Source organism: Kitasatospora sp. NPDC101183 (genome assembly GCF_044767945.1).
GTDB lineage: Bacteria > Actinomycetota > Actinomycetes > Streptomycetales > Streptomycetaceae > Kitasatospora.
On sequence record NZ_JBIWOW010000002.1, the window covers coordinates 256,582 to 278,751 of the forward strand.

Below are 22,170 nucleotides of genomic sequence, written 5' to 3' on the forward strand. Positions count from 1 at the left end.
GATCGTATGAGTCACGAATCGAGCGCCCGCTCCCCTGGGTGGGCGCGGGCCGGGGGCCCGCTGCTGGTCGCCTGCCTGGGCTGGGCGTGCGCCGTGCCGACGGTCGTCGCGGACGACCGCCTCCGCAGGGTGCTGAGCGACTGCCGGCCCGGCCCGGGCGCCGCTCCGTACGTGTTGCCGCTCGCCTGGGCGGGCCTGGCGCTGGGCGTGGTGGCGGTGTGCTGGGGCGGATGGCAGCTCGCCACCGTGCTGCGGCGCGGGGCGCTGCGGTTCGGCGCGGGCCACGCCGTGCTGCTGTGCGTGGTGCTGCCGGTGGCGGTGATCGGCGTGCCCGTCCAGTACGCCCTGGTGGGGACGGCGTCGCTGGACAGCGGGCCGCACCGGCAGCCCTGTGTCGGGCTCGGCGAGCCGGCGGAGGAACAGAGGGCCTGAGAGGCGGCGGAGGAACTGGAGGAGGCGGCGGTGCACGGTGGGGCTCCCGTCTGTGGTGCGTGCCCCAACCATGGACCGTGAAGGCCCGATCGCACATGTGCCGATCGGACCATCCTGAGCAGGGAAAACGCCTGTGCCCCCTGCCGATCGGCAGGGGGCACAGGCGGGTGGGCCGGCCGCCCGTCAGGCGGGGCCGACGCTGCGCACGTACGGCGTCGTCGACGTCAGGCGGGCGAAGCCGAGGCGCTGGAGGATGGGCCGGCTCTGGTCGCTCGCGTCGACCTGGAGGTAGCGGTAGCCCAACTCGGCGGCCTGCAGAGCCCGGTGGGCGACCAGGGCGCGGTAGATGCCCCGCCCGCGCCACTCGGGCACCGTCCCGCCGCCCCAGAGCCCGGCGAAGTCCGTGCCCGGGACGAGCTCCATCCGCGCCGAGCAGACCGGCCGGTCCCCCGCCATCGCGACGACCATGCTGACCGTCTCGGAGCCGCGCTCCAGGTGGTCGAGCAGCCGCCGCCGCTGCGTCGGGTTGGGGGTGCCGAAGGCCTGCTCGGCGGCCTCGGCCAGCAGGTCGACCCCGGCGGCGTCCGTCACCGGGAGCAGCCGGACGCCCTCGGGGAGGGTGGCGTCGGTGGGCAGCTCGTGGACGTCGGCCACCATCACCGCCTGCTCGTCCTCGGCCGTGAACCCGGCCGCGAGCAGCCGTTCGCCGAGGTCGGCGGGGGCGTCGTGGGCGTAGGTCTTCCACTCGAAGTCGAGGCCGAGGGCCGTGAAGCGGTCGATCTGCGCGGCGATGGCGGCGTCGGCCGTGGCCTCGTCGAGGTCCGACCAGACGACGCCGTTCCAGTCGTGCGCGAGGCCGAGCTGCCGGATGACCGCGCCGTCCTGTTCGATGCGGGTGCTGTCGCTGTCCGGCCGCGCCTCGCGGCGGAGCTGGCGGTCGAACAGGGCGAGCACGGTGTCATGATCCATTCAGACAGTGGAGCACGCCCGGCACCTCGGTGACCAGCGATTTTGCAGCGCCAGCAACTCCCGCGGCCGCCCCGTCACCCCCGGGCGCGGGCCTCCGCCGCCAGTACCTCGACCACCGGCAGGTCGGTACGCGGGTGCGTCAGCAGGTGCGCGCCCGCCGCGAGGGCGGCGCCGACGAGGGGGGCGAGCAGGAAGAGCCACAGCTGGGAGAGCGCGTCGCCGCCGGCGAACAGGGCCGGGCCGAGGCTGCGCGCCGGGTTGACGGAGGTGCCGGTGAGCGGGATGCCGACGAGGTGGACGACCACCAGGGCGACGCCGATCGGCAGCCCGTCGAAGCCGACGGCGGCCAGCCGGTGGGTGACGGAGAGGACGACGTAGACGAGCAGGAAGGTGAGGACGACCTCGGTCAGGAACGCCCCGGCCGCGTCGATGTGCACCTGGGAGCGGTCGCCCCAGCCGTTGGTGCCGAGCTTGCCGTGGGTCTCCAGGCCCGGTATCCGCTTGGCGAGGAGCAGCACCAGGGCCGCGCCGGCGATGCCGCCGAGGATCTGCGCGATCCAGTACGAGACGGCCGTGCGGAGGTCGATCCTGCGGGCGAGCAGGACGCCGAGGGTGACCGCCGGGTTGACGTGGCAGCCGGAGACCGGCCCGAGGGCGTACGCGAGCGCGAGCAGCACGAAGCCGAACGCGAACGCGATGCCCACCGGGCCGATCGCCGTGCCCGCCAGTACGGCGGCGCCCACCGCCAGCAGGACGAGCAGCAGGGTCCCGAGGAACTCCGCCGCGACGGCCCGCCTGTCCTTTTCGCTCATGTGTTCGATCCTTCCGCCGGTGGGCGGCCCGGTGCCGCCCGTACCCGGACCACCCTGGTGGGCCGTTCGGGTGGCCGCATGTCGACCGAACGGGTGCAGCCCGTGATCACGGCGGTTCCGCACCCGGAATTACTCCGAACGGGTGAGCGACGGGTGGCCCAGACGTGAGCGAAGGAGCGGGCGGGAGCCTCAGACCGCGAGGACGATCTTGCCGCGCAGGTGCCCCTGCTCGCTGATCCGCTGCGCCTCGGCCGCCTCCGCCAGCGGGAGCACCTGGTGCAGCGGCAGCCGCAGCTCCCCCGCGTCGTGCAGCGCCAGCACCGCCGCGTACGCCTGGCGGTGGCGCGGGCCGTCCTCGATGCCGCTGAAGTGCACGCCGTGGTTGGCCGCGCCGAAATCGGCGATGCTGACGACCCGCTGCGCGTCGCCCGTCAGCTCCACGGACAGCGCCACCTCGCCGTCCCGCCCGGAGGCGTCCAGCGCCCGGTCGACCCGCCCGCCCGGGGCCGCCGCCCGCACCCGCTCGGCCAGGCCCTCCCCGTACGTCACGGGGATCGCGCCCAGCTCGCGCAGGTAGTCGTGGTTGGCCTCGCTCGCCGTGCCGACCACGGTGATCCCGCGCGCCCGGGCGAACTGCAGCAGCAGGGTGCCGACCCCGCCCGAGGCGCCGTGCACCAGCAGCGTCTCGCCCTCCCGCACGCCCAGGATGTCCAGGACCCGCTCGGCGGTCTCCGCCGCCACCGGGATCCCCGCCGCCTGCGCCCAGTCGAGCGTGGCGGGCTTGCGGGCCAGCAGCGCGGCCTCGACCAGCGCGTGCTCCGCGTAGCCGCCGCCCATCAGCGCGCCGAACACCTCGTCGCCGGGGGCGAACTCCGTCACGCCCTCGCCGACCTCGGCCACCACGCCGGCCAGCTCGTAACCGGGCACGGCGGGGAAGGTGATCGGGAAGATGCCGTCCATCTCTCCGTTGCGCACCTTGTGGTCCAGCGGGTTGACGCCCACCGCGCGGACCTCCACCCGCACCTGGCCGGGGCCGGGGGCGGGCACGTCGAGGTCGACGGGCAGCAGCACGTCCGCGGTGCCGTACTCGTGGAAAGCGATCGCCTTGGTCATGGGAAGCTCCTCGTTCCTCAAGGGAGTTGACGTCCTGTTTCGCTCTCCATCCTGGGCCGCGGGCCCCGGCCGACCGGCCCGTCTTTCGGACGGTTCCGCCTGTCCGAACGGCCAGGCGGCCCGCCCGCCCGGCGGGTTAGGCTCGACGGCATGGACGAAACCCCCGGCACCGCCCCCGCGACCGTCTACGGCAGCGACCTCGACGAGACCCGGCGACGGCACTGGGGCCGGCCCGAGGACGTGCTGGAGCGGGCCCTGGAGGTGCTGAGCACCCCCCGGCCCGACCTGCTGCAGCGGCTGTCCGAGGTCATCGGCACCCTCGTCCCGCACGAGGCGCTCGCCCAGATGAGCCGCCTGTGCACCTACTCCCCCACGGTCGCCCACGGCCCGGCCGGCTTCGCCGAGCTCGTCGGCGGCCTGGAGCTGGCCCGGCTGTCCGAACTCGGGGCCGAGACGCTCACGGCCGGGCACCCCTGGCAGGGCGAGGCCCGGCTCGTCGGGCGTTCGAGGCCCGTGCTGGTGGTCGCCGCCACGCCGGGCGGCAGCGCCGGGGCGGAACTGGTGCTCGTCCTGGCCGACGACCGGCCCGTGCCGCCCGAGGCGCTCGGCCTCCTCCAGCGGCTGTGGGACGTGCTCGTGGCCCACCTCGACCACCGCGCCACCGACTCCACCCCCGACACCGCGGCCAGGTCCCGCGCCGCCGCCACCGCCCGGTCCCGCGCGATCTCCGAGCTGAGCGGCGCCCACAACGCGGCGCTCACCGCGATCCTCGCCCCGCTGCGCTCGGCCGCCCTCGACGACACCGCCGCCCGCCGCGCCGCCACCGACCTCGCCGTCACCGCCCTGCTGGACCTGCGCCGCGCCGCCGACCTGGACCAGTCCCTCAGCGAGGAGCCCGCCGAGGCCGCGTTCGCCCGCCTCACCGAGGAGTTGCGGCCCCTGCTGCGCCACACCCTCGTGCGCCTCGACGTGGCACCGGCCGCGGAGGCCGAGCGCTCGGTGCCCAACGACGTCGCCCGCGCGGCCCGGGAGGCCGTACGGGCGGCCGTGCTGGTGATGCTCGAACAGGAGGAGGTCGGCCGACTGCACGTCGGCTGGCGGTTCGTGGACGACACCCTGCGCGCCGTGGTCCGCGACGACGGGCCGGGGCTGCTGCCCGCCGACGTGCTGGCCGTGCACCGCACCGCCGACCGGATCGCCGCGCTGGGCGGGCGCTGCGCCGTCGAGGCCGTCCCCGGCTGGGGCAGCACCGTCACCGTCGAACTGCCCCTCGTCCTGGCCGAACCGCCCACCGCCGCCGACCCGTTGGAGGGCCTGCACCCGCGCGAGCGGGAGGTGCTGCGGGAACTGGCGCGCGGGCGGCGCAACCGCGACATCGCCGAGGCTCTGCACATCAGCGAGTCGACGGTGAAGTTCCACGTCGCCAACATCCTGGCCAAGTTGGGCGTCTCCACCCGGGGCGAGGCCGCCGCCCTGGCCCACCGCGCCGGGCTCCAGGACGCCGTGCCGCTGCACGTGGCCTCCTGAGGCGGGCCGTACGGTGAACACGAGTTGGGAAGCGTCCGCCCCCGGAGTGCTGCGACTGCCCTCCGGGCGGCTGGTGCGCGGGCGCGGGCTGTCGCGGCCGCTCCCGGACGGGCCGCAACCCGCCTTCGGGATCTACCTGCTGGGCCGCGACCCCGGGCCGATGGACTGGCCCCGGCGGTGGGTGCGCTGGCCGGACTTCCGGCTCCCGGCCGACCGGGAGGACGCGGCCGACGCGTTCCGGCAGGCCTGGGCGCGCTCCGCGGTGGAGCGCGTCGAGGTCGCCTGCGCGGGCGGGAAGGGCCGGACGGGCACGGCCCTCGCCTGCCTGGCCGTCCTCGACGGCGTACCGCCGGGCGAGGCGGTGGCGTACGTACGGGAGCACTACTCCCGGCACGCCGTCGAGACGCCGTGGCAGCGCAGGTTCGTGGCGCGCTACCGCCGCTGAGCGCTCCCGTGCGCCCGTGCGCCCCCTCGAACTCCGTACGTTCACCCCCACGCCGGTGAGTTGTCATTGACATGCTCCAACTCCCTTGTGAGGCTGGGGCGATTGGCTGGTTCGCAGCCGATCCTGGCGCACCGGGGGGTAGCAGCCGTGACGTTCTCGGGCGAGGTCGGGCCCAGAGCACTGGACGCGGCGATCCTGCGGGTGCGCGGGCCGGGCGGCTTCCCCCTCGGCGTCGGGTTCCTGGTCACCGGCGAGTTGGCGCTCACCTGCGCCCACGTCGTCACCACCGCCCTCGGCCTCGCCCCCGGCGAGACCCCCGCCCCGGACGCACGCCTCGCCCTCGACCTGCCGCTCCAGCAGGACGGCGCCGCGCACACCGCCACCGTCGAGCACTGGGCGCCCGAACGCGACGTCGCCGTGCTGCGCCTGGCCGAACCCCCCGACGGCGCACGGCCCGTACGGCTGGTGGAGGCCTCCGACGTCTGGGACCACGAGGCCCGCGCCTTCGGCTTCCCCGCCCGCCACGACAGCGGGGTCTGGCACGCCGGACGGCTGCGCGGGCGCCAGGCGGACGGCCTGGTGCAACTCGACATCGACCGCGACGGCGGCTACCAGGTCGCCCCCGGCTTCAGCGGCGGGCCCGTCTGGGACGAACGGCTGGTCGGCGTGGTCGGCATGATGGCCGCCGCCGAATCCGGCCCGACGGCCGCGAGCTTCCTCGTCCCCACCGCCGAACTCCTGCGCGCCTGGCCCGAGTTGCGCGCCATCGCCCTGCCACCCTCCCCCTTCCGCAGCCTGCGCGCCTTCCAGGAGGACGACGCCGACCTCTTCTTCGGCCGCGACGAGGAGGCAGCCAAGCTCACCCGGGCCCTGCGCCGATCCCGCTGGGTGACGGTCGTCGGCGCCTCCGGCTCCGGCAAGTCCTCGCTCGCCCTCGCCGGGGTCGTCCCGCGCTGGCGCGCCGCCGACGGCCTCGCCGTGGTGCTGCGCCCGGGCGGCGGCAGCAGCCCGCTGTCCGCGCTCGCCGGGGCGCTGCTGCCGCTGCTGGAGCCCGACCTCTCCCCCACCCGGCGGCTCGACCGCCTCGGCCCGCTCACCGCGCACCTGGCCGCGCCGGGCGGACTCGCCGAGGTGATGGGCCAGTTGGCGCAGCTGCACGGGCGGCGGCGCAGGCTCCTCGTGGTCGTCGACCAGTTCGAGGAGCTGTTCGCGCGCGGCGAGCAGGCCGTGGACGAGCTGGCGGATGTGCTCTTCGGAACGGACCTCCCGCACTCGGTCCGGGTGTTGAGCACCCTGCGGGCCGACTTCCTGGAAGCCTTCCTGCACCACCGGCGCCTCGGCGAACTGTTCCAGGCCGCCCCGGAGAGCGGGGAGGAGGACCACGAGAGCCTCCTCCTCGGCCCCATGAGCCGCACCCACCTGCGCGAGGTCGTCACCGCGCCCGTCGCGGCCACCGGCTCCGTCACGTACCAGCCGCACCTCGTCGAGCGCATCCTCGACGACGCCACCGCCGAACCCGGCGCGCTGCCGCTGCTCGGCTTCACCCTGGAACAGCTGTGGCAGGCCCAGCGCGGCGGAGCGATGAGCCTGGAGTCCTACGAGGAACTCGGCGGCGTGGGCGGCGCGTTGAGCGCCTACGCGGAACAGGCCTGGCAGGAGAACGTCCGCCCCGCCGACCGCGAGGCCGCCCGACGGCTGTTCACCCAGCTCGTCCGCGTCCCCCTCGGCTCGGCCGGCGCCACCCGGCGGACCGTCCCGAGGACGGATCTGGGCGAGGCGGACTGGCGGATCGCCCAACAGCTGGCCACCACCCGGCTGTTGGTCACCGGGCGGCTCGCCGAGGGCACCGAGACCGTGGAGCTCGCACACGACGCGCTGATCACCCACTGGCCCCGGCTCGCCGACTGGGTCGCGGAGGACCGGGCGTTCCTGGACTGGCGGGAGTCGCTGCGGCACGACCGGGAGCGGTGGAAGGCGGCGGAGCGGCCGAACGAACTCCTGCCCACGGATGTCACGTTGGCGGCCTCGCAGCGCTGGGCCGAGGAGCGGGACGGGTACCTGACGGAGGAGGAGCGGGACTACCTGCGGCGCGGCCGGCGCCACCGCAGGTCACGCCGGAGGCGAAGGACGGCGGTGGCGGCGGTGCTGTGCGTGCTGACGCTGGTGGCGGGCGCGATCAGTGTGGTGTCGTGGCAGTTGAGGGACGAGGCGGCGCGGCGCACGGCGACGGTGCACTCGACGAGCCTGGCCGGCGACGCGGCGGCGCTGGTGAACACGGACCCGGGGATGGCGGCACAACTGGCGGTGGCGGCATACCGGTTGGCGCCGACGAAGGAGGCGGCGAGCCAGCTGTACACCGCGCTCCGGACGCCGATCGACCGGGTCGTCGCGAATACCGGGCACAGGATCAAGCGCATCGCGGCGCAGCCGGACGGGCCGCTGGTAGCGGCAAGCGACGAGACCGGCGCACTGCGGATCTGGGACCTCGGCGATCCGGCCGCTCCCGTCCTCTACTCGACCCTCCAACTACCGAAGTCGTCCGCGCTCGTCTTCCTCCCGCACCATCCGCTTCTCGCGGCCCCGTGCCCGGAGGGACGCGAACTGTGCCTGTGGGACCTTTCCGATCCACGCACACCCACCGTCTCAAGCCACCTGCCCGAACCCGCCACCGTCCTGACAACCGGTTCACTGGCCACGGACGCGGAGGGCGGCCACCTCGCCTGCGTCGACCACGACGGGCACACGCTGCTGTGGTCGACGGCCGATCCGGCGCGGCCGGAGCTGATTTCGGTCCTGCCCAACCCGACCCCGAAGAAGGACAGTCCGGGCGCAGTGGCGCTCACGGCGGACGGCAAGCGCCTCGCGCAGACAGCCCCGGGCGGCTCGACCACCGTATGGGACATCTCCGCCTCGCCAACGCGAACGATCGAGTTCCCCAAGGGCTACGAGTCACTCGCCTTCAACCCGGACGGCAGCGTCCTGGCCGCTGTCGATTCCGCCGATGTCCAACTGTGGCGTCTGGCCGACCCGGGTGGCCCCGCATCCACCCACGGCTCCTTGTGGTCCGTGCTCTCGGACCCGTTCAACGTGTCCTTCCGTCCGGACGGCCACGAGCTGGTGATCGGCGGGATCGACACCTGGCGCCCGAAGGGAGGGCTGTGCTTCGTGAACGTGGATCGACTGGACTGGACCGAGGAGTACCTGCCCCCGCTCAACTGCGTCCATGCGGCCTTCGACACCATCGCCGTCGCGTACACCGCCTCGGGCTCGATCCTCACCGGCGGCTCGGACGGTGCGCTCAGGCTCTGGCGTCAGCCGCTGCGCCGATTCGGCCCGCTCTCGGTCTCCGTGGGTCGGAACGGCTGGGCGTTGAGCCCGGAGGGTCGGCTCCTGGTCGCCGGGGCGTTCCGCCCCAAGGAGTCGTCGACGGCCAACACGGTCCTCGCGATCTGGCCCCTGGACCGGCCGGAAGCCACCACGCAGGTCGCCACCATCGACCTGGGGGCATCCCCCCAGCACATCTCCTTCGTCACCGAGACCCTCCTGCTGACCATCGCACACGACGGCACGGTCCGGCTCTGGGATCTCCACGACCCCGCGCATCCGTCCGGAGGACCGCCGGGCAAGGCCGAGTTCCCCACGCGGGACGTCGGGATCGGCAGGGAGATCATGGCCCCTGGCGCGAATGCCGTCGAGACCGGCCACGGGGACGCTCTGATGGGGGTCCAGTACGGGGGCGGGTTCCACCTGTCCACCGTCTCGAAGACGGGGGAAGCCCACGAGGTGGGATCGTTCCCTCTCGTCGACGGGGTCCAGGACATTCCCGTACTCGTGGACACCCGGACCGCCGTCGTGATCGAGTCGACCTCCCTCGCCTGGTGGGACGTCACCGATCCGGCGAAGCCCGTGCGGACAGGCACTTCGCCCGTGAGAGCGGGCAAACGCCTCGGGAGCGTCATCAGCGAATCGGGCCTCGTCACCATGAACCTCGGGAGCCTGGACGGAGGGGAACTCACGGTGTACTCCGCCGGGGAAGGCCGGGTGCTCAGTTCCGCCCGGCTTCCCGGGTTCGTCGGCTCCACCATCGAACTCGGCCGCAGCGGACACCTGCTGGCCTCGACCGGTCCTGCGAATGACGGCATCTCGGTCTGGGACCTGACGGACCGCGCCCATCCCCGCGCACGGGGAGCAGTGCTCACTCGGCCGGGAACCGCCAGGTCGGCTGTCAACGACGCCGAGACGATGCTCGCCGCCTGGCAGGACGACTTCTCCGACTCCGACATCAATCTGTGGAACGTGTCCGGCTCCGGCCCTCCGTCGCCGATCGCCATGATCGCACCACTGGGTAGCCGTGAGCACGATTCGCCGCACGTCACCTTCACCCGGTCCGGTGGCCAACTACTCGTCCTGGCCTCAGGATCCGGCCGGTTCTACGACACCGACCCCTCCAAGGTCGCCGACCGCCTCTGCACCCTCACCGGCAGCACCATCACCGAGGAGCAGTGGCAGCAGTACGCCCCCGGCATCCCCTACCAACGGCCCTGCGGATAGTCACAGCCTCCAGTCCTCCCGCGCCGCCCACTCCTCCAGCGTGAGCCAGTGGATCTCCGGGTGCTCGGCGCGCAACGCCTCCGCGTCCACCTCCAGGCCCGTGGCCTGGAAGTAGCGGAACATCGCGGCCAGATCCTCCGAGTACCCCTCGACCACCGTCAACGGCACCTCCTCGAACGCGATCTCGCGCCCGCTCCCCACCGCGATCGCCGCCGCGATCTGCTCGCCCGTCACCCACTGGGCGGCCAGGTCGATGCGGCGCCCCGCGTACCGCGCCGGGTGCGCCAGCACGTGCGCCGCGAAGTCGCCGATCGTCCGGGCGGCGATCACCGGGATGGGCACGCCCGGCGGCATCGGCAGGTGGAAGACGCCCCGGCGCAGGGACTGCCGCGTCCAGCCGTTGGCGTAGTTCTCCAGGAACGCCCCCGGGCCGAGCACCGTCCACGGCACCCCCAGACCCTTCAGGTGGCGTTCGAGGCGGCGCTTGGTCTCGAAGTGGGGGATGCCGGTGGGGCGGTCGGCGTTGCTGGCGGAGGTGAGGACGATGTGCTCGACCGTCCCGCTCTCCCGGGCGGCGTCCAGGAGGGCGGTGCCCTGCCGGACCTCGCCCTCCAGGTCGCTGCCGAACGGGGTGGACATCGCGAAGAGGGCGCCGGCGCCGTCGAGGGCGGCGCGGAGCGTGGCCGGGTCGGTGAAGTCGGCGCGGACGGTCTCGGCTCCGAGGGCGGCGAGTTCGGCGGCGGCCGGGGAGGAGGGGTCGCGGGTGAGGGCGCGGACGGGGCGGCCGGCGCGGAGCAGGGCGCGGGCGGTGGCGCCGCCCTGGGCGCCGGTGGCACCGGTGACGGCGACGGGACGTGCGTCAGATATCTGCGTCATGCAGATAAGATAGCCACTACATACCTGCGTCGCGCAACTTATTTCCACGCAACCCGCTACCCTTCCCCCATGACCACCCGCGCCCGCGACGACCTGATGGCCGAGCTCTGGCCGCTCTCGCGCCGCTACCTCGCCTCGTACGTCCTGTTCAACCAGGCCGTCGCCGACCACCTCGGCATGCACCCCACCGACGTGCAGTGCCTCAACCTCCTCACCCTGGAGGACGCGCCCGTCACCACCGGCCGGATCGCCGAGCTGACCGGCCTGACCAGCGGCTCCGCGACCAGGCTGGTCGACCGGCTGGAGAAGGCGGGCCTGGTCGAGCGCAGGCGCGACGAGGCGGACCGGCGGCGCGTGCTGGTGGCCGTGCGCCCGGAGGCGCTGGAGCGGTTCGGGGCGCTGTGGCGGGAACTGGGCGCCGACTGGGCGCCGGTCTTCGACGAGGACAGCGAGGCCGAACTCGCCTTCCTCCTGCGGCACATGCGCCGCACCGTCGAACTCGGCCACCGGCAGGTCGCGCGGCTGGCCGCAAAGGACGCGAAGGGCGCGAAGGAGACGTAGCCCTCAGAGGCGGCGCAGCCTCGGGATCGCCGGGACGGCGGCCAGAAAGACCAGCGTCGTCACCACGAACGGCCAGGTCAGCGCGTGCCCGCCGGCCGGGGCGGTCAGGGCCGTGAAGGCCGGGGTCAGTACGGTGGCGGCGGCCGCGCCGAGCAGGGCGTACCCCGTGCTCCACCGGTCCCGCGCCAGGAACACCCCGCCCCCCAGCGCCAGCGCGACCAGCACCCCGCTGTACCCGTACAGCCCCTGCCCGACGGCCTCGCCGGGCGCGCCGAGCGCCCAGGCGGTGAGCAGGCAGACGGCGCTGCCCGCACAGGCGGCCAGGGCGGCGAGGCGGCCGGCGGCGACGAGCCCGGCCAGGAACAGCAGGCCCGCGTACCACTGCGGCAGGAGGAAGGCCTGCCCGATGTTGGCGAGGAAGCCGTGCCAGAGCTGGTCCCAGCTCAATCCGGGAACAGCCGCTGCGGGAACAGCGGCTGCGGGTGCGACGGCTGCGGCCGGGGCCAGCCGGTGGAAGGCGGGCGCGGCGAGGGTGACGGCGGTGGCGGTCAGGCAGAACGGCACGGTGAGGACGGGCAGTCGCCAGGTGTCGAGCAGGGCGGTGAGCCCGGCCGCGAGCACCACGGAGACGGCGGCGCCGAGCGCGGCGACGACGGCGGTGGCGGGGCTGTCGGGGTCGAGGAACGCGGCGCAGCCCAGGGCCACCAGGCAGCCGTTGTACCCGTGGAGCCCGGCCTCGACGGCCTCCCCGCGCTGTCCGAGCGCACGGGCGGCGGCGGTGGCGACGGCCGTGCCGAGCAGCCCGTAGACGCCGAAGCGCCAGTCGGCGGAGAACAGTGCGGCCGTGAACAGCAGTCCGCACAGGGCGGACGGCATGAAGTCGACCTGGGCCACGCCGCGCAGGACGTGGACGGGAAAGTCCTTCACGGCAGCAGATGCCGCGTCAAAGCCGCTTCGGAGGCGGCCAGTTGGACCTCCGGAACGTCCTCGTGACCCCCCGGGTTGGCGTGCAGCGTCCGGACCGGGGAGGCGAAGGCGCCGAACAGCTCCAGCGCGGTGGCGCGGGGCACGAGGGTGTCGTCCCACTGCACCAGGAACTCCACGGGGACGGTGACGCGGCCGGCCGCCTCGACCAGGGAGGGGCCGCCGGTCAGCCCGAACACGGCGGCGGTGACGCGGGGTTCGGCCGCGGCGAGGGTGATGCCGGTGCCGGAGGAGAGCGACAGGCCCCAGTACCCGACGGGCCCGAGGCCCTCGCCCTCCTCGCCGAGCGCGTCGAGCACGGCCGTCCACTCGGGCACGGCCCGCTCGGCGAGGCCGGTGCTGTGCCGGACGACCCAGGCGCTGACGGGCCGGCCCGCGAGCAGCAACTCCCCCACCTCGCCAGCGAACCGCGTGTCGGCGGCCGTGCGCGGACGCTCGCCGTGCCCGGGAGCGTCCAGGGCGACGGCGGCGAAGCCGTCCGCGACGAAGCGGCGGGCCCGGGCGACCAGGCCGGGGGCGAGCTTGTGCTGCCCGCCGCCGTGCCCGAGCAGCACCAGCGGCCGCCCGGGGCGCATCGCGCCGGCCGGGCGCCACAGCACTCCGGGCGCGTCTCCGCAGGTGAAGCGGTACTGCGCCGCCCCGTCCGAAACCGTCCGCTCGCCGAACCGCACGATGCCGCCCCCTTCTGACCGACCTCCACCTGCCCGAACAAACGCTCACGCACCGTACCCCCAGCGGGGGCGGGCCGGTCCTCGGGCCCCCTCGGGAAGTCGGCGGGGCAGGCGGCCGACCTGTCGGTGGGGTCGGGCACAGTGGCGATCATGCTCACCGGACTGCACGACATCGACTGGTCCCGCCTCGACCACGCCTACGGCACGGCCGAGGACGTGCCCGGCACCCTCCTCGCCCTGGCCTCGGGCGACGAGGAGGCCCGGAGCGGCGCGCTGAGCCACTACTGCAGCGCCGTCCTCCACCAGGGCACCGTCTATCCCGCCACCACCGCCACCCTCCCCTTCCTCCTCGAACTCGCCCTCGACGAGGGCCACCCGGGGCGGGCCGCGATCGTCGACCTGCTGGGCGCCGTCGCCGAGAACGCCGTCGAGCACGAGGTCTTCGCCGCCGAGTACGGCTACGAGCCCGGGGACGCGGGGGACTGCGCCGCCTACCTGCGCGGCCGGGCCGAGGAGTTCGTGACGTTCGGCACGGACGGCGACCGGCTGGTGCGGCAGGCCGCGATCCCCGTGCTCGGGCTGCTGCTGGACGACTGGCGCCGCGCCGCCGCCCTGCTGCGCGAGCGGCTGCCCGCCGAGGCGGGGGCGGTGGAGCGGCTGCTGGTGCTGAGGACGGCCGCGAGCCTGGCCCTGCGCCTGCCGGAGGCCGTCCCGGAGACGGAGGCCTGGCTCGGCGGCATCGCCCGGGACGGGGCCCTCGACCCGACCACCCGGCTCGGCGCCCTCGTCCACCGGGCGCGCTGCGCACCGGAGTCCATCGACGCGGGGACGGTGGAGGCCGCGATCGCCCTGCTGCGCGAGCGCACCGCGCCCGAGAGCGGCTGGTGGCGCTCCCCCACCCCGCCCCGGCCGACGCCCGCCGTGCAGCCGAGTCCCGACGTCCCCCCGCACGTCCTCGCCGCCTTCGCGGAACTGGACCGCGCCGGCGTCGTCCACACGCCCACCAGCACGCTGCTGAGCACCTTCCACGAGGTGCTCGCCTCGCGGGTGCCGGAGCGCACGCGGCTGCTCGCCGAGCAGCTGCGCGACCCCGATCCGGGCGCCCGGATCGACGCGATGCGGATGGGCGCCGAGCTGATGCGGGGCCGGCGCGGGGACCACGGCGCGCTGGTGTCCCTCATCGGCGGCCAGCTCGCCGACCCCCGCCCCGATGTGGCCGCCGAGGCGGCGGCCGCGCTGAACAGCTGCCACCCGATCGCCGGGCCCGCCCGCGAGGCGCTGGCCGCGTTCGCCGCCGCCGGCGGTTCGCGCTCCTGGGCGGCCGTGCACCCGGAGGCGCGCCGGGCCCACCAGGAGGCCGTCATCGCCCTGGCCCGGCTCGGCGACGAACGGGCCGCGCCCAGCCTGCTGTTCGCGCTGGAGAGCGGGGAGGACAGCTGGCGCGCCGCCGGTCCGGCCGGTGAACTCCCGGACTTCGCAGCCGAGTTCACGCCGGCGCTGATCGGCCGGGTGCGGGCGGGCGCCCCGTCCTCCTTCGGCATGGGCTCCGAACTGCACGCCGCGATCGGCGCATTGGCCCGCCTGGGCGCGCCGGACGCCGTCCCGGTGCTCGTCGAGAAGCTGGACGAGGCGCTGCGACTGGAGGAGTGGGACACCGCGAAGACGACCCTCCAGGCGCTGCGGCGCCTCGGCCCGGCCGCCTCCCCCGCCCTGCCGACCGTCCGGGCCCTGGCCACCGACCCGCCCGCCCGGAACCTGGCGGACGTCGCCGTGGCGGCGCTCTGGGCGATCACCGGTGACGCCGCCGAGGTCCTGCCGCTCGCGATCGACCGGCTGGAGAACGGCAACACCGGGGACGCGACGGAGCTCCTCGCCGAACTCGGCCCGGCGGCCGCCCCGGCCCTGCCCCGGCTGCGCGAACTGATGGCCGAGCACGACCGGGTCGGCTGGGGCCAGGTGAACCCCGCCCTGGCGGTGTGGGCGATCGGCGGCGAGCCGGAGGCGGAGGCGGTGCTCGCCGTCCTGCTCCCGGCCTGGGAGCGGAACTCCTCGACGGGCGGCCACGTCGCGGCCTGCCTGGAGCGGATGGGCCCGGCCGCCGCCCCGGCCGCCGGGGCCGTACGGGAGCAGCTCGCCCGGCCCGAGCGCGGCGGGCGCTTCGGGGGCGTCGCGGAGGACGAGGAGCTGCAGGCGCTCTGCCGCACGGTCCTGTCCCGCTTCCCCGACTGATCCCGCGACCGTCTCCCGCCCGTGGGACGGGTCAGAGCCCCGCAGGAACCCGCAGGACCCGAGTAAGCGCTTTCCCGCACCCCTGGGCTCTGTAGGGGCGAGGAGGTGCTCATGGGAGAGACGAAGATCGGCCGGGACGAGGAGTTCCAGGCGTTCATCACCGGCAGTTGGCCCCGTCTGGTACGGACGGCCTACCTGCTGGCGGGTGACCAGTACGCGGCGGAGGACCTCGTCCAGTCCGCGGCGGAGAAGGCGTGCGCGGCCTGGTCGAGGGTGCGCCGGGCGGACGATCCGCACGCGTACGTGCGGCGCATCCTGGTGAACGAGCACGCGCGCCGGGCCCGGCGCCGCCCGCCGGAGCTGCTGGTGGAGGCGGTGCCGGACGCGGCGGGCGCGGAGGACGGCTTCGCGCGCTCGGACCAGCGCGGGGCGCTGCTCGCGGCCCTGGCGACGCTGCCGCCGCGCCAGCGGCAGGCGGTGGTGCTGCGGCACTGGGAGGACCTCAGCGACAGCCAGACCGCGGCGGCGATGGGCTGCTCGGTGGGCGCGGTGCGCAGCCACGCGTCGAAGGGCATCGCCAGGCTCCGCCAGGTGACGGCCCTGGTGGAACTCAAGGACACGACCCACATCGGAGGTGCGGTATGACCGGGACCGGCAACGACCAGCAGGACAGGGACATCTGGCTGGGCCTGGGCCTGGCGGAGGCGGCCTCCGGGGTGCGGACCGGCCCGGTGCCGGTGGCGGACATCATGGCGGGGGGCCGCCGCATCCGCCGTCGCCGCCGTACGGTGGTCGGCGCGCTGGCGCTGGCCTCGGCGGTGACGCTGGGCGGCGGCGCCCTGGCGCAGCTGCCCCGGGGGCAGGCCCCGGCGACGGCCGCTGCGGGCACCTCGACCCTGGTCGCCGCGGGCTCCGCCCCCTCGGCGGCCGCCACTGCGGCCGTGAAGGACCCGTTGAAGCCGCAGCGGGTGCTGCTGGCGGAGGGCGTCACGGACGGGAAGTCCTGGAAGGTGTGGCGGGCCCTGTGGCCGCTGGCGCCGAAGGAGCGGGCGTACGAGCAGGCGCTGGCCCTGTGGCAGGAGCGCAGCCCGTACAGCCCGAACGCGACCAAGCCGACCGAGGCGTACGTCGCGCAGTACTGGCAGTCCGGTAACGACCTGGTCAACGACTACGTCGAGGTGGACGGCGTGCGCCAGGGCCACGACTCCGCGGGTTCGCTCCCCGCGGCCGGCCACCTGGACCCCCGGTCGGTGACGGATCAGACGACCTTCGGCGCCGGCATGCTCGGCCACTGGAGCAAGGACGACCCGGGCCCGTTCTTCCCCGCCGAGATCGGCACGGTCGGCCTGGGGCCGGTGGTGGACAAGGTGGTGATCACCTGGTCGGACGGGACGAAGACCGAGCCGAAGCCGGTGACGGTCGGGGACTCCCCGATCCGGGAGATCGCCCTCGCCCAGCCCTCGGGCAAGCGGGCGACGCTGTGGGAGTTCTTCGCCCGCGACGGCCGCAAGCTCCCCAACGACGGCACCACGCTGTTCAGGTGACGGCCAGGGCGCCGGCCCCCTCGACGAACCCCGAGGGGGCCGGCGCCCTACTCGCCCTGGCCGAGGTCCTGCCCCGCCGTGTACCGGGCGGAGAGCAGCCGGGCCATCGTGCGCAGCCGCTCGAAGTACGCGCGGCCCTCCGGGTCGGTGATCTGCGGTACCACCGCTTCGAGTTCGCCTCCGCAGGTGTCCAGGGCGGCGAGGGAGGGGTGGTCCAGGCCGCGGTGGAGCTCGCTCGACACCAGGCCCGCGACGGCGAAGTCGAGGTACACCAGGTCCACGCCGTCGATCTCCACGCGCCGCAGGCCGTCCGGGAACGGCAGCGGTCGGTGTTGTTCCCAGAGCTCGGCCAGTTCGAGGTCCGAGGGCGTGGCGGCGGGCAGAATGGTGTTCATCCTGGCAGTCTCGCGGGCGGGGTGGCCGCGCGCCAGCACATTCGGGCTGCGTCGCCGAGCTGCTCCCGTTCCGGTGCCCTTCCGTTCCCCGTCCGTTCCCCTTCCGCCTCCGTTCCGTTGCCTCAGCGTGGCCCGTCGAGCACCAGCCGGGCGGCCCGCTCCGCGCCGTCCGTGCGGATCATCGGGGCTACCTGGCGGGCGCGTTCGCGGGTCGGCGCGGCGAGGGCGTGGTCGAGCGCGGCGGCCAGGGAGTCGGTGGTCGCGGCCGGCCCGTCGTGGGCGGCGCCGATGCCGAGGTCGGCCACCCGCCGGGCCCAGTACGGCTGGTCGGCGATCTGCGGCACGACGACCTGGGGCGCACCGGCGAGGCCCGCGGCGGTGGTGGTGCCGGCGCCGCCGTGGTGGATGACGGCGGCGCAACGCGGGAACAGCGCCTGCTGGTTGACCTCGCCGACGAGGAAGCAGTCCCCGGCGCCGTCGACGCCGGCGAGCCCGGCCCAGCCCTGCGCGAGGACGAGTCGGCGGCCGTGCGCGCGCACGGCGGCGACGGCGACCTCGGCCGCCTCCGGGGCGCCCTGCAGCGGCATGCTGCCGTAGCCGACGTACACCGGGGCCTCGCCCGCGTCGAGGAACTCCGACAGGCCCTCGGGCAGCGGCCGTTCGTCGTCGAGCAGCCAGGCGCCGGTCTGTTCGACGGCGAGCGGGGCGGGCTGCCGCCAGGGGCCGAGGACGGGGTCGGTGGCCAGCCAAGGGCGTTCGCCGTACGCGTGGTCGCGCACGTTGTCGACGGCCGGGAGCCCGATCGAGGTGCGGACGGTGTTGACGGCCTCGCCGAACAGGGCGTTCATGGTGGAGATGTTGAGGTCCCAGAGCCGCTGCGCGTCGGTGACCTCCGGCGGGTACGGGAGCATCGGGTACTCGAAGGGCCGGTGGTACGGGGAGGGCAGCATGCAGGGCTGGAGCGCCACCGCGTGGAAGCGGGCGCCCGCGCGTTCGGCCGCCGCCCGGGCGCCGGCCACGGTCGGGAACAGTCCGGTGGCGATCACCACGTCCTCGGGGCCGGCCAGTTCGGAGACCGCCGTCCGGAACTGCGCGGCCAACACCGCCGCCCGCCGGGGCAGTTCGGAGGGCGCGGGGCGCGGCCCGGTCACCAGGGCCCGGACGGACTCGCCGACCGCCACGGCCGGTACGCCCAGTGCTTCGAACTCCCCGTCGGGCGGGGCGCAGACCGTCACCCGGGCACCGTGCGCCCGCAGCCGCAGCGCGAGGGCGGCGAGGGGCTGGACGTCGCCGCGCGAGCCGTACGTGGAAAGGATCACCTGCATGTCGTGAGTCTCCAAAAGTCCCGTTCATCACTGTCGAGTTGGAGATTCTGGCTGCTCAGGGGGGCCTTGCGGCAAGGCCCCCCGTGCGCTATACGTTGAGAGTGGCGAGGAGTGGGTGCACCTCCGGCGCCACTCCCCCGGGGCCACTCCTCCGTGGGCTCAGCCCGGGAGCCGGTCGAGCGTGATGCCGAAGTGCTCGCGGTACGCGGCGATGGCGCCGCCGTCGGTGAGTTGCTCCTCGGTGCGGGTGCCGTCCGGGGCGGTGCGGATGAGCCGGGTACCGCTCAGGGTGGTGCGGCCGCCGCCCCCGGTGGGCAGGGAACAGGTCGTCGAGCGGGTGAAGTGGGACTGCGGCGAGGTGGTCTGCCACCAGCAGGTCGGGGCGAAGTCGGAGAGTTCGTACGACCGTTGGTCGATCCGGTACTGGGGTTCGCCGCCCCGCAGCACGTCGAGTTCGCCGTCCTCGCCGGACGGGCCGATGGCGAACCGGCCGTAGGGGTCGGCCTGTTCGCCGCGCTCGTCCAGGCGCAGCGGGTGCAGGGCGAACCGGCCGAAGCCGACGTCGACGAGCCAGGGCTCCGCGAGGTCGACGCGCAGGGCGAGGTGGTCGAAGGGCGGGCCGAGGCGCTCCCCGTCGAAGACCCGGGCGGCGAGCAGGCTGACCTCGTAGCCGAGCGAGCGCAGCAACTCGGCGAAGGCGCCGTTGAGTTCGTAGCAGAACCCGCCGCGCCGCCGCTGGACGACCTTCTCCACCAGGGCCGCCGGGTCGAGGACGACGGGCTCGCCGAGGTGGATGCTCAGGTTCTCGAAGGGGACGGCCCGCAGATGGGCCTCCTGAAGCCGGGCGAGGTTCCCGGCGCCGGGCTCTCCGGGGTCCGCCACGCCGATCCGGTCCAGGTACGCCTGCTGCTGATCCATGCGGTCATTCCACCTGGTGGCGAGGGGGCGGGCCATCGGTCCTTGGTCCTAGGACGCGAGCAGGCGTCAGGCATCGAGGAACGCGGTGAGAAACTCCCGTACGGCGGAGGGCTCGTCGATCCACGGCCAGTGCCCGCAGCCGGGGAGCGCCTCCAGCCGCGCGTTCGGGTACCCGGCGGCGGCGCGGCGGGCCGCCGAGACGCCCCCGACGCCGTCCTCCGCTCCCGCGATCACCAGCACGGGGCTCGCGACGGCGGCGCGGCGGGCGGCCTCGCGCACCGGGTCGGGCCGGACGTAGAACGCCTCGCGCAGCCAGGCGGGCGGCTGCGGGTACGCGGCGTCGGCCTCGAAGTGGCGGCGGGCCGCCTCCGTCCACCGGCCGTACAGCCAGGGCTGGACCCCGGCCGCCGAGGCCTCGGCGGCGCCCGGCTCCTGGGCCCGGCGCGCCCGGATCGCGTCCACCTCGGCCTGGTCGATCTCCCGGGCGACCAGGCCGGCCGGGGTGATCAGGACGATCCGGCCCACCCGCCCGGGGTGGTCGGCGGCGTAGGCCTGCACGGTGAGGGTGCCCGCCGAGTGGCCGAGCAGGTCCAGGCGTTCGGCGCCCAGGTGGAGGCGCAGCGCCTCGATGTCGCGGGCCTGCTCCGGGAAGGCGCAGCTCGCGCGATCCTCGGGCACCTCGGAGCGCCCGGCGGCCCTGGCGTCCAGCATCACCAGGGTGCGCGGCCCGGCGAGCAGCGCGCCGAGCCCGTCGAGGTCCCGGACGTCCGCCCCGGGGCCGCCGGCCAGGCAGACCAGCAGGGGGCCGCTGCCGGAGAGCGTGTAGGACAGTGTCGTCCCGTCGTGGGAGGTGAAGTGGGGCATCCGGCCATCCTGGCAGAGCGGGAGGGCCGGGTGGGAGACTCCCGGTCATGATCACCGAACCGAACCCGAAGGCCGAGCTGCCGAGTCGACCACCGAGACCCGAACGAACGGACGGACTCAGGCGTCGAAGCCCGTGGCCCGGGAGAGCTTCTCCCAGGCGAGGACGTCCTCGCGGACCCCGTCGAGGTGCGTGAGGACGCCGCTCACGCCGTCCTCGCCCAGCGGCAGCCGCAGCGGGGTGCGCTCCGCGGCCAGGGCGGCCAGGATGACGGCGGCCGCCTTGCGCGGGTCGCCGGGCTGGGTGCCGTCCCCGCCGGAGACGAAGGCGCGGGTCTCGGCGACCCTCGGGTACAGGCCGGTGTCCCCGCTGACCCCGGCGCGGCCGGTGCCGAACAGCGAGGTGCGGAAGGCTCCCGGCTCGACGATCAGCACCTTGATGCCGAACTCGCGCACCTCGTCGGCCAGCGCCTCGGAGATGCCCTCCAGCGCGAACTTCGTCCCGCTGTAGGCGCCGAAGCCCGCGAAGGACATCTGCCCGCCCACGCTGCTCATCTGCACGATCACGCCCGAGCGCCGCTCGCGCATGTGCGGCAGCACGGCCCGCGTCAGCGCGGCCGGGCCGAAGACGTGCACGTCGAACAGGGCGCGCAGGTCCTCGTCCGAGGTCTCCTCGACGGCGCCCACGTGGGTGCGGCCGGCGTTGTTGACCAGCACGTCGATGCGGCCGTGCCGGGCGACGACGTCCCGGACGGCGCCCTCGATCGCGGCGGTGTCGGTGACGTCCAGGCGCAGCGCCTCCACCTGGTCGGGGTGCGCGGCCCTCAGGTCGTCCAGGGCCCGCGGGTCGCGGGCGGCGCCGACCACCACGTCCCCGGCGGCGACGGCCGCCTCCAGGATCTCCCGCCCGAAACCGCTGCTCGCCCCGGTGACCAGCCAGACCTTGTTCACGGCGACTCCCTCTGCTGTGCGTTCTCCTGACGCCGTTCATGCTGCCGCCGGACCCGCTTGCCCGTCCAAGACCGGTGGTGATAGCCAACGGTCATGACCATGGACGTCCACGGGCGGGACCTGCGCTACTTCCTCGCCGTCGCCGAGGAGCTGCACTTCACCCGCGCCGCCGAGCGGCTGTACGTGTCGCAGCCCGCACTGAGCAAGCAGATCCGGGCGCTGGAACGGCGGTTGGGCGCGGAGCTGTTCCGCCGCGACCGCCACGCGGTGGAGCTGACGGCGGCCGGCGCGGCCCTGCTGCCGCACGCCGCCCGGGTGCTGGCCGCCTGGGAGGAGGGCGCGGCGGCGGTGGAGGCCGCCAAGGCCGAGCAGCGCAGCACCCTCGTGGTGGGGATGAGCACCAGCCCGGCCCGGGGCGGGCTGCTCCCCGCCGTCCGCTCCCGCTTCGGCGCCACGCATCCGGAGGCCACCACCCGCCTGCGGCAGGTGAGTTGGGACGATCCGACCGCCGGTCTGGCGCAGGGCCTGGTGGACGTCGCCTTCGTCTGGCTGCCGCTGCCCGACGAGGAGCGCTACGGCTGGACGGTCGTCGCCGAGGAGGCGCGCCTGCTCGCCCTCCCGGAGGCGCACCCGCTGGCCGCCCTCGACGAGATCGACTTCGCCGACCTGCTGGACGAGCCCTTCCTCGCCCTGCCCCCGAGCGCGGGCCCGCTGCGCGACCACTGGCTGGCCCTGGACGCCCGCGGCAGCCGCCCGGCGCGGATCGGCGCCGAGATCGCGGGCGCCGAGGAGACGTACGAGGCCCTGCTGGCGGGCCTGGGCGTCTGCCTGGTCGCGGCGGGCAACGCCCTGCTGGTCTCCCTGGACGGGGTCACCACCCGCCCGCTGCGGGGCGTGGGCGGCAGCCGCTACGCCCTGGCCTGGCGGCGCGAGGACGGGGACCGGCCGCTGGTGCGGGCGTACGCGGACGCCTGCCGGGCGACGGTCGCGGGCCAGTAGGGGCCTC

At 75.0% G+C, this 22,170-nt stretch carries 20 protein-coding genes; 9 read left to right on the forward strand and 11 right to left on the reverse strand.

What is annotated here, in order from left to right:
* The first annotated feature begins 6 nt into the window (after positions 1-6).
* On the forward strand, positions 7-432 hold the full coding sequence (locus ACIRRS_RS03315; protein WP_402964222.1) for a hypothetical protein: 426 nt from the start codon (positions 7-9) through the stop codon (positions 430-432).
* 183 nt (positions 433-615) lie between these two features.
* On the opposite strand, the gene ACIRRS_RS03320 is transcribed toward ACIRRS_RS03315, so the two are convergent.
* The 3 genes from ACIRRS_RS03320 to ACIRRS_RS03330 all read right to left on the reverse strand — a co-directional run bounded on the left by ACIRRS_RS03320 (position 616) and on the right by ACIRRS_RS03330 (position 3,326).
* Positions 616-1,401, reverse strand: coding sequence for a GNAT family N-acetyltransferase (locus ACIRRS_RS03320; RefSeq protein WP_402964225.1), 786 nt, complete (start codon positions 1,399-1,401; stop codon positions 616-618).
* Positions 1,402-1,475: 74 nt separating this feature from the next.
* Positions 1,476-2,213 (reverse strand): MIP family channel protein, encoded by a 738-nt coding sequence (locus ACIRRS_RS03325; protein WP_402964228.1) that lies wholly within the window; start codon positions 2,211-2,213, stop codon positions 1,476-1,478.
* 189 nt (positions 2,214-2,402) lie between these two features.
* Positions 2,403-3,326: an NADP-dependent oxidoreductase gene (locus tag ACIRRS_RS03330; RefSeq protein ID WP_402964231.1), complete on the reverse strand. Its 924-nt coding sequence runs from the start codon at positions 3,324-3,326 to the stop codon at positions 2,403-2,405.
* 150 nt (positions 3,327-3,476) lie between these two features.
* On the opposite strand from ACIRRS_RS03330, the gene ACIRRS_RS03335 reads away from it, so the two are divergent.
* From ACIRRS_RS03335 to ACIRRS_RS03345, 3 genes are all read left to right on the forward strand, one after another.
* Positions 3,477-4,853, forward strand: coding sequence for a LuxR C-terminal-related transcriptional regulator (locus ACIRRS_RS03335; RefSeq protein WP_402964234.1), 1,377 nt, complete (start codon positions 3,477-3,479; stop codon positions 4,851-4,853).
* A 13-nt stretch (positions 4,854-4,866) separates the two neighbouring features.
* Positions 4,867-5,298: a protein phosphatase gene (locus ACIRRS_RS03340; RefSeq protein WP_402964237.1), complete on the forward strand. Its 432-nt coding sequence runs from the start codon at positions 4,867-4,869 to the stop codon at positions 5,296-5,298.
* Between the two features lie 147 nt (positions 5,299-5,445).
* On the forward strand, positions 5,446-9,849 hold the full coding sequence (locus ACIRRS_RS03345; RefSeq protein ID WP_402964240.1) for a trypsin-like peptidase domain-containing protein: 4,404 nt from the start codon (positions 5,446-5,448) through the stop codon (positions 9,847-9,849).
* On the opposite strand, the gene ACIRRS_RS03350 is transcribed toward ACIRRS_RS03345, so the two are convergent.
* Complete coding sequence (locus ACIRRS_RS03350; RefSeq protein ID WP_402964243.1) at positions 9,850-10,725, reverse strand: NmrA/HSCARG family protein; 876 nt, start codon at positions 10,723-10,725, stop codon at positions 9,850-9,852.
* Positions 10,726-10,794: 69 nt separating this feature from the next.
* Here ACIRRS_RS03350 and ACIRRS_RS03355 point away from each other — a divergent pair, with 69 nt between their 5' ends.
* Positions 10,795-11,286, forward strand: a complete 492-nt coding sequence (locus tag ACIRRS_RS03355; RefSeq protein ID WP_402964246.1) for a MarR family winged helix-turn-helix transcriptional regulator — start codon at positions 10,795-10,797, stop codon at positions 11,284-11,286.
* A gap of 3 nt (positions 11,287-11,289) precedes the next feature.
* On the opposite strand, the gene ACIRRS_RS03360 is transcribed toward ACIRRS_RS03355, so the two are convergent.
* A complete protein-coding gene (locus ACIRRS_RS03360; RefSeq protein WP_402964249.1) occupies positions 11,290-12,213 on the reverse strand; it encodes an urea transporter in 924 nt (307 codons plus the stop codon).
* Positions 12,210-12,941, reverse strand: a complete 732-nt coding sequence (locus tag ACIRRS_RS03365; RefSeq protein ID WP_402964252.1) for an alpha/beta hydrolase — start codon at positions 12,939-12,941, stop codon at positions 12,210-12,212. Before ACIRRS_RS03365 ends, ACIRRS_RS03360 begins: the two co-directional genes overlap by 4 nt.
* 150 nt (positions 12,942-13,091) lie before the next feature.
* Between ACIRRS_RS03365 and ACIRRS_RS03370 the strand changes: the two genes are divergently transcribed.
* From ACIRRS_RS03370 to ACIRRS_RS03380, 3 genes are all read left to right on the forward strand, one after another.
* Positions 13,092-15,170, forward strand: coding sequence for a HEAT repeat domain-containing protein (locus ACIRRS_RS03370; RefSeq protein WP_402964255.1), 2,079 nt, complete (start codon positions 13,092-13,094; stop codon positions 15,168-15,170).
* Between the two features lie 111 nt (positions 15,171-15,281).
* A complete protein-coding gene (locus ACIRRS_RS03375) occupies positions 15,282-15,815 on the forward strand; it encodes a SigE family RNA polymerase sigma factor (protein ID WP_402964258.1) in 534 nt (177 codons plus the stop codon).
* Positions 15,812-16,714: a hypothetical protein gene (locus tag ACIRRS_RS03380; protein WP_402964261.1), complete on the forward strand. Its 903-nt coding sequence runs from the start codon at positions 15,812-15,814 to the stop codon at positions 16,712-16,714. Before ACIRRS_RS03375 ends, ACIRRS_RS03380 begins: the two co-directional genes overlap by 4 nt.
* 47 nt (positions 16,715-16,761) lie before the next feature.
* Here ACIRRS_RS03380 and ACIRRS_RS03385 read toward each other — a convergent pair whose 3' ends face one another.
* The 5 genes from ACIRRS_RS03385 to ACIRRS_RS03405 all read right to left on the reverse strand — a co-directional run bounded on the left by ACIRRS_RS03385 (position 16,762) and on the right by ACIRRS_RS03405 (position 21,164).
* The gene (locus tag ACIRRS_RS03385) at positions 16,762-17,109 is read right to left on the reverse strand and encodes a hypothetical protein (protein WP_402964264.1); all 348 of its coding nucleotides are present in this window, start codon (positions 17,107-17,109) and stop codon (positions 16,762-16,764) included.
* Between the two features lie 122 nt (positions 17,110-17,231).
* On the reverse strand, positions 17,232-18,434 hold the full coding sequence (locus ACIRRS_RS03390) for a glycosyltransferase (protein ID WP_402964267.1): 1,203 nt from the start codon (positions 18,432-18,434) through the stop codon (positions 17,232-17,234).
* Positions 18,435-18,593: 159 nt separating this feature from the next.
* Positions 18,594-19,352 carry an arylamine N-acetyltransferase gene (locus tag ACIRRS_RS03395; protein WP_402964270.1) on the reverse strand — a complete coding sequence of 253 codons (759 nt, stop codon included), beginning with the start codon at positions 19,350-19,352 and terminating at the stop codon, positions 18,594-18,596.
* 66 nt (positions 19,353-19,418) lie between these two features.
* Positions 19,419-20,216, reverse strand: a complete 798-nt coding sequence (locus tag ACIRRS_RS03400) for an alpha/beta fold hydrolase (protein WP_402964273.1) — start codon at positions 20,214-20,216, stop codon at positions 19,419-19,421.
* Positions 20,217-20,333: 117 nt separating this feature from the next.
* Positions 20,334-21,164 carry an oxidoreductase gene (locus ACIRRS_RS03405; protein WP_402964276.1) on the reverse strand — a complete coding sequence of 277 codons (831 nt, stop codon included), beginning with the start codon at positions 21,162-21,164 and terminating at the stop codon, positions 20,334-20,336.
* A gap of 93 nt (positions 21,165-21,257) precedes the next feature.
* On the opposite strand from ACIRRS_RS03405, the gene ACIRRS_RS03410 reads away from it, so the two are divergent.
* Positions 21,258-22,163, forward strand: coding sequence for a LysR family transcriptional regulator (locus tag ACIRRS_RS03410; RefSeq protein WP_402964279.1), 906 nt, complete (start codon positions 21,258-21,260; stop codon positions 22,161-22,163).
* Positions 22,164-22,170: the final 7 nt, after the last annotated feature.

Coding starts and splice junctions, on each gene's coding strand:
- ACIRRS_RS03315 (WP_402964222.1), top strand. CDS start 7: ATGAGTCACGAATCGAGCGCCCGCTCCCCTGGGTGGGCGCGGGCCGGG.
- ACIRRS_RS03320 (WP_402964225.1), bottom strand. CDS start 1,401: ATGGATCATGACACCGTGCTCGCCCTGTTCGACCGCCAGCTCCGCCGC.
- ACIRRS_RS03325 (WP_402964228.1), bottom strand. CDS start 2,213: ATGAGCGAAAAGGACAGGCGGGCCGTCGCGGCGGAGTTCCTCGGGACC.
- ACIRRS_RS03330 (WP_402964231.1), bottom strand. CDS start 3,326: ATGACCAAGGCGATCGCTTTCCACGAGTACGGCACCGCGGACGTGCTG.
- ACIRRS_RS03335 (WP_402964234.1), top strand. CDS start 3,477: ATGGACGAAACCCCCGGCACCGCCCCCGCGACCGTCTACGGCAGCGAC.
- ACIRRS_RS03350 (WP_402964243.1), bottom strand. CDS start 10,725: ATGACGCAGATATCTGACGCACGTCCCGTCGCCGTCACCGGTGCCACC.
- ACIRRS_RS03355 (WP_402964246.1), top strand. CDS start 10,795: ATGACCACCCGCGCCCGCGACGACCTGATGGCCGAGCTCTGGCCGCTC.
- ACIRRS_RS03370 (WP_402964255.1), top strand. CDS start 13,092: ATGCTCACCGGACTGCACGACATCGACTGGTCCCGCCTCGACCACGCC.
- ACIRRS_RS03375 (WP_402964258.1), top strand. CDS start 15,282: ATGGGAGAGACGAAGATCGGCCGGGACGAGGAGTTCCAGGCGTTCATC.
- ACIRRS_RS03380 (WP_402964261.1), top strand. CDS start 15,812: ATGACCGGGACCGGCAACGACCAGCAGGACAGGGACATCTGGCTGGGC.
- ACIRRS_RS03385 (WP_402964264.1), bottom strand. CDS start 17,109: ATGAACACCATTCTGCCCGCCGCCACGCCCTCGGACCTCGAACTGGCC.
- ACIRRS_RS03390 (WP_402964267.1), bottom strand. CDS start 18,434: ATGCAGGTGATCCTTTCCACGTACGGCTCGCGCGGCGACGTCCAGCCC.
- ACIRRS_RS03395 (WP_402964270.1), bottom strand. CDS start 19,352: ATGGATCAGCAGCAGGCGTACCTGGACCGGATCGGCGTGGCGGACCCC.
- ACIRRS_RS03400 (WP_402964273.1), bottom strand. CDS start 20,216: ATGCCCCACTTCACCTCCCACGACGGGACGACACTGTCCTACACGCTC.
- ACIRRS_RS03410 (WP_402964279.1), top strand. CDS start 21,258: ATGACCATGGACGTCCACGGGCGGGACCTGCGCTACTTCCTCGCCGTC.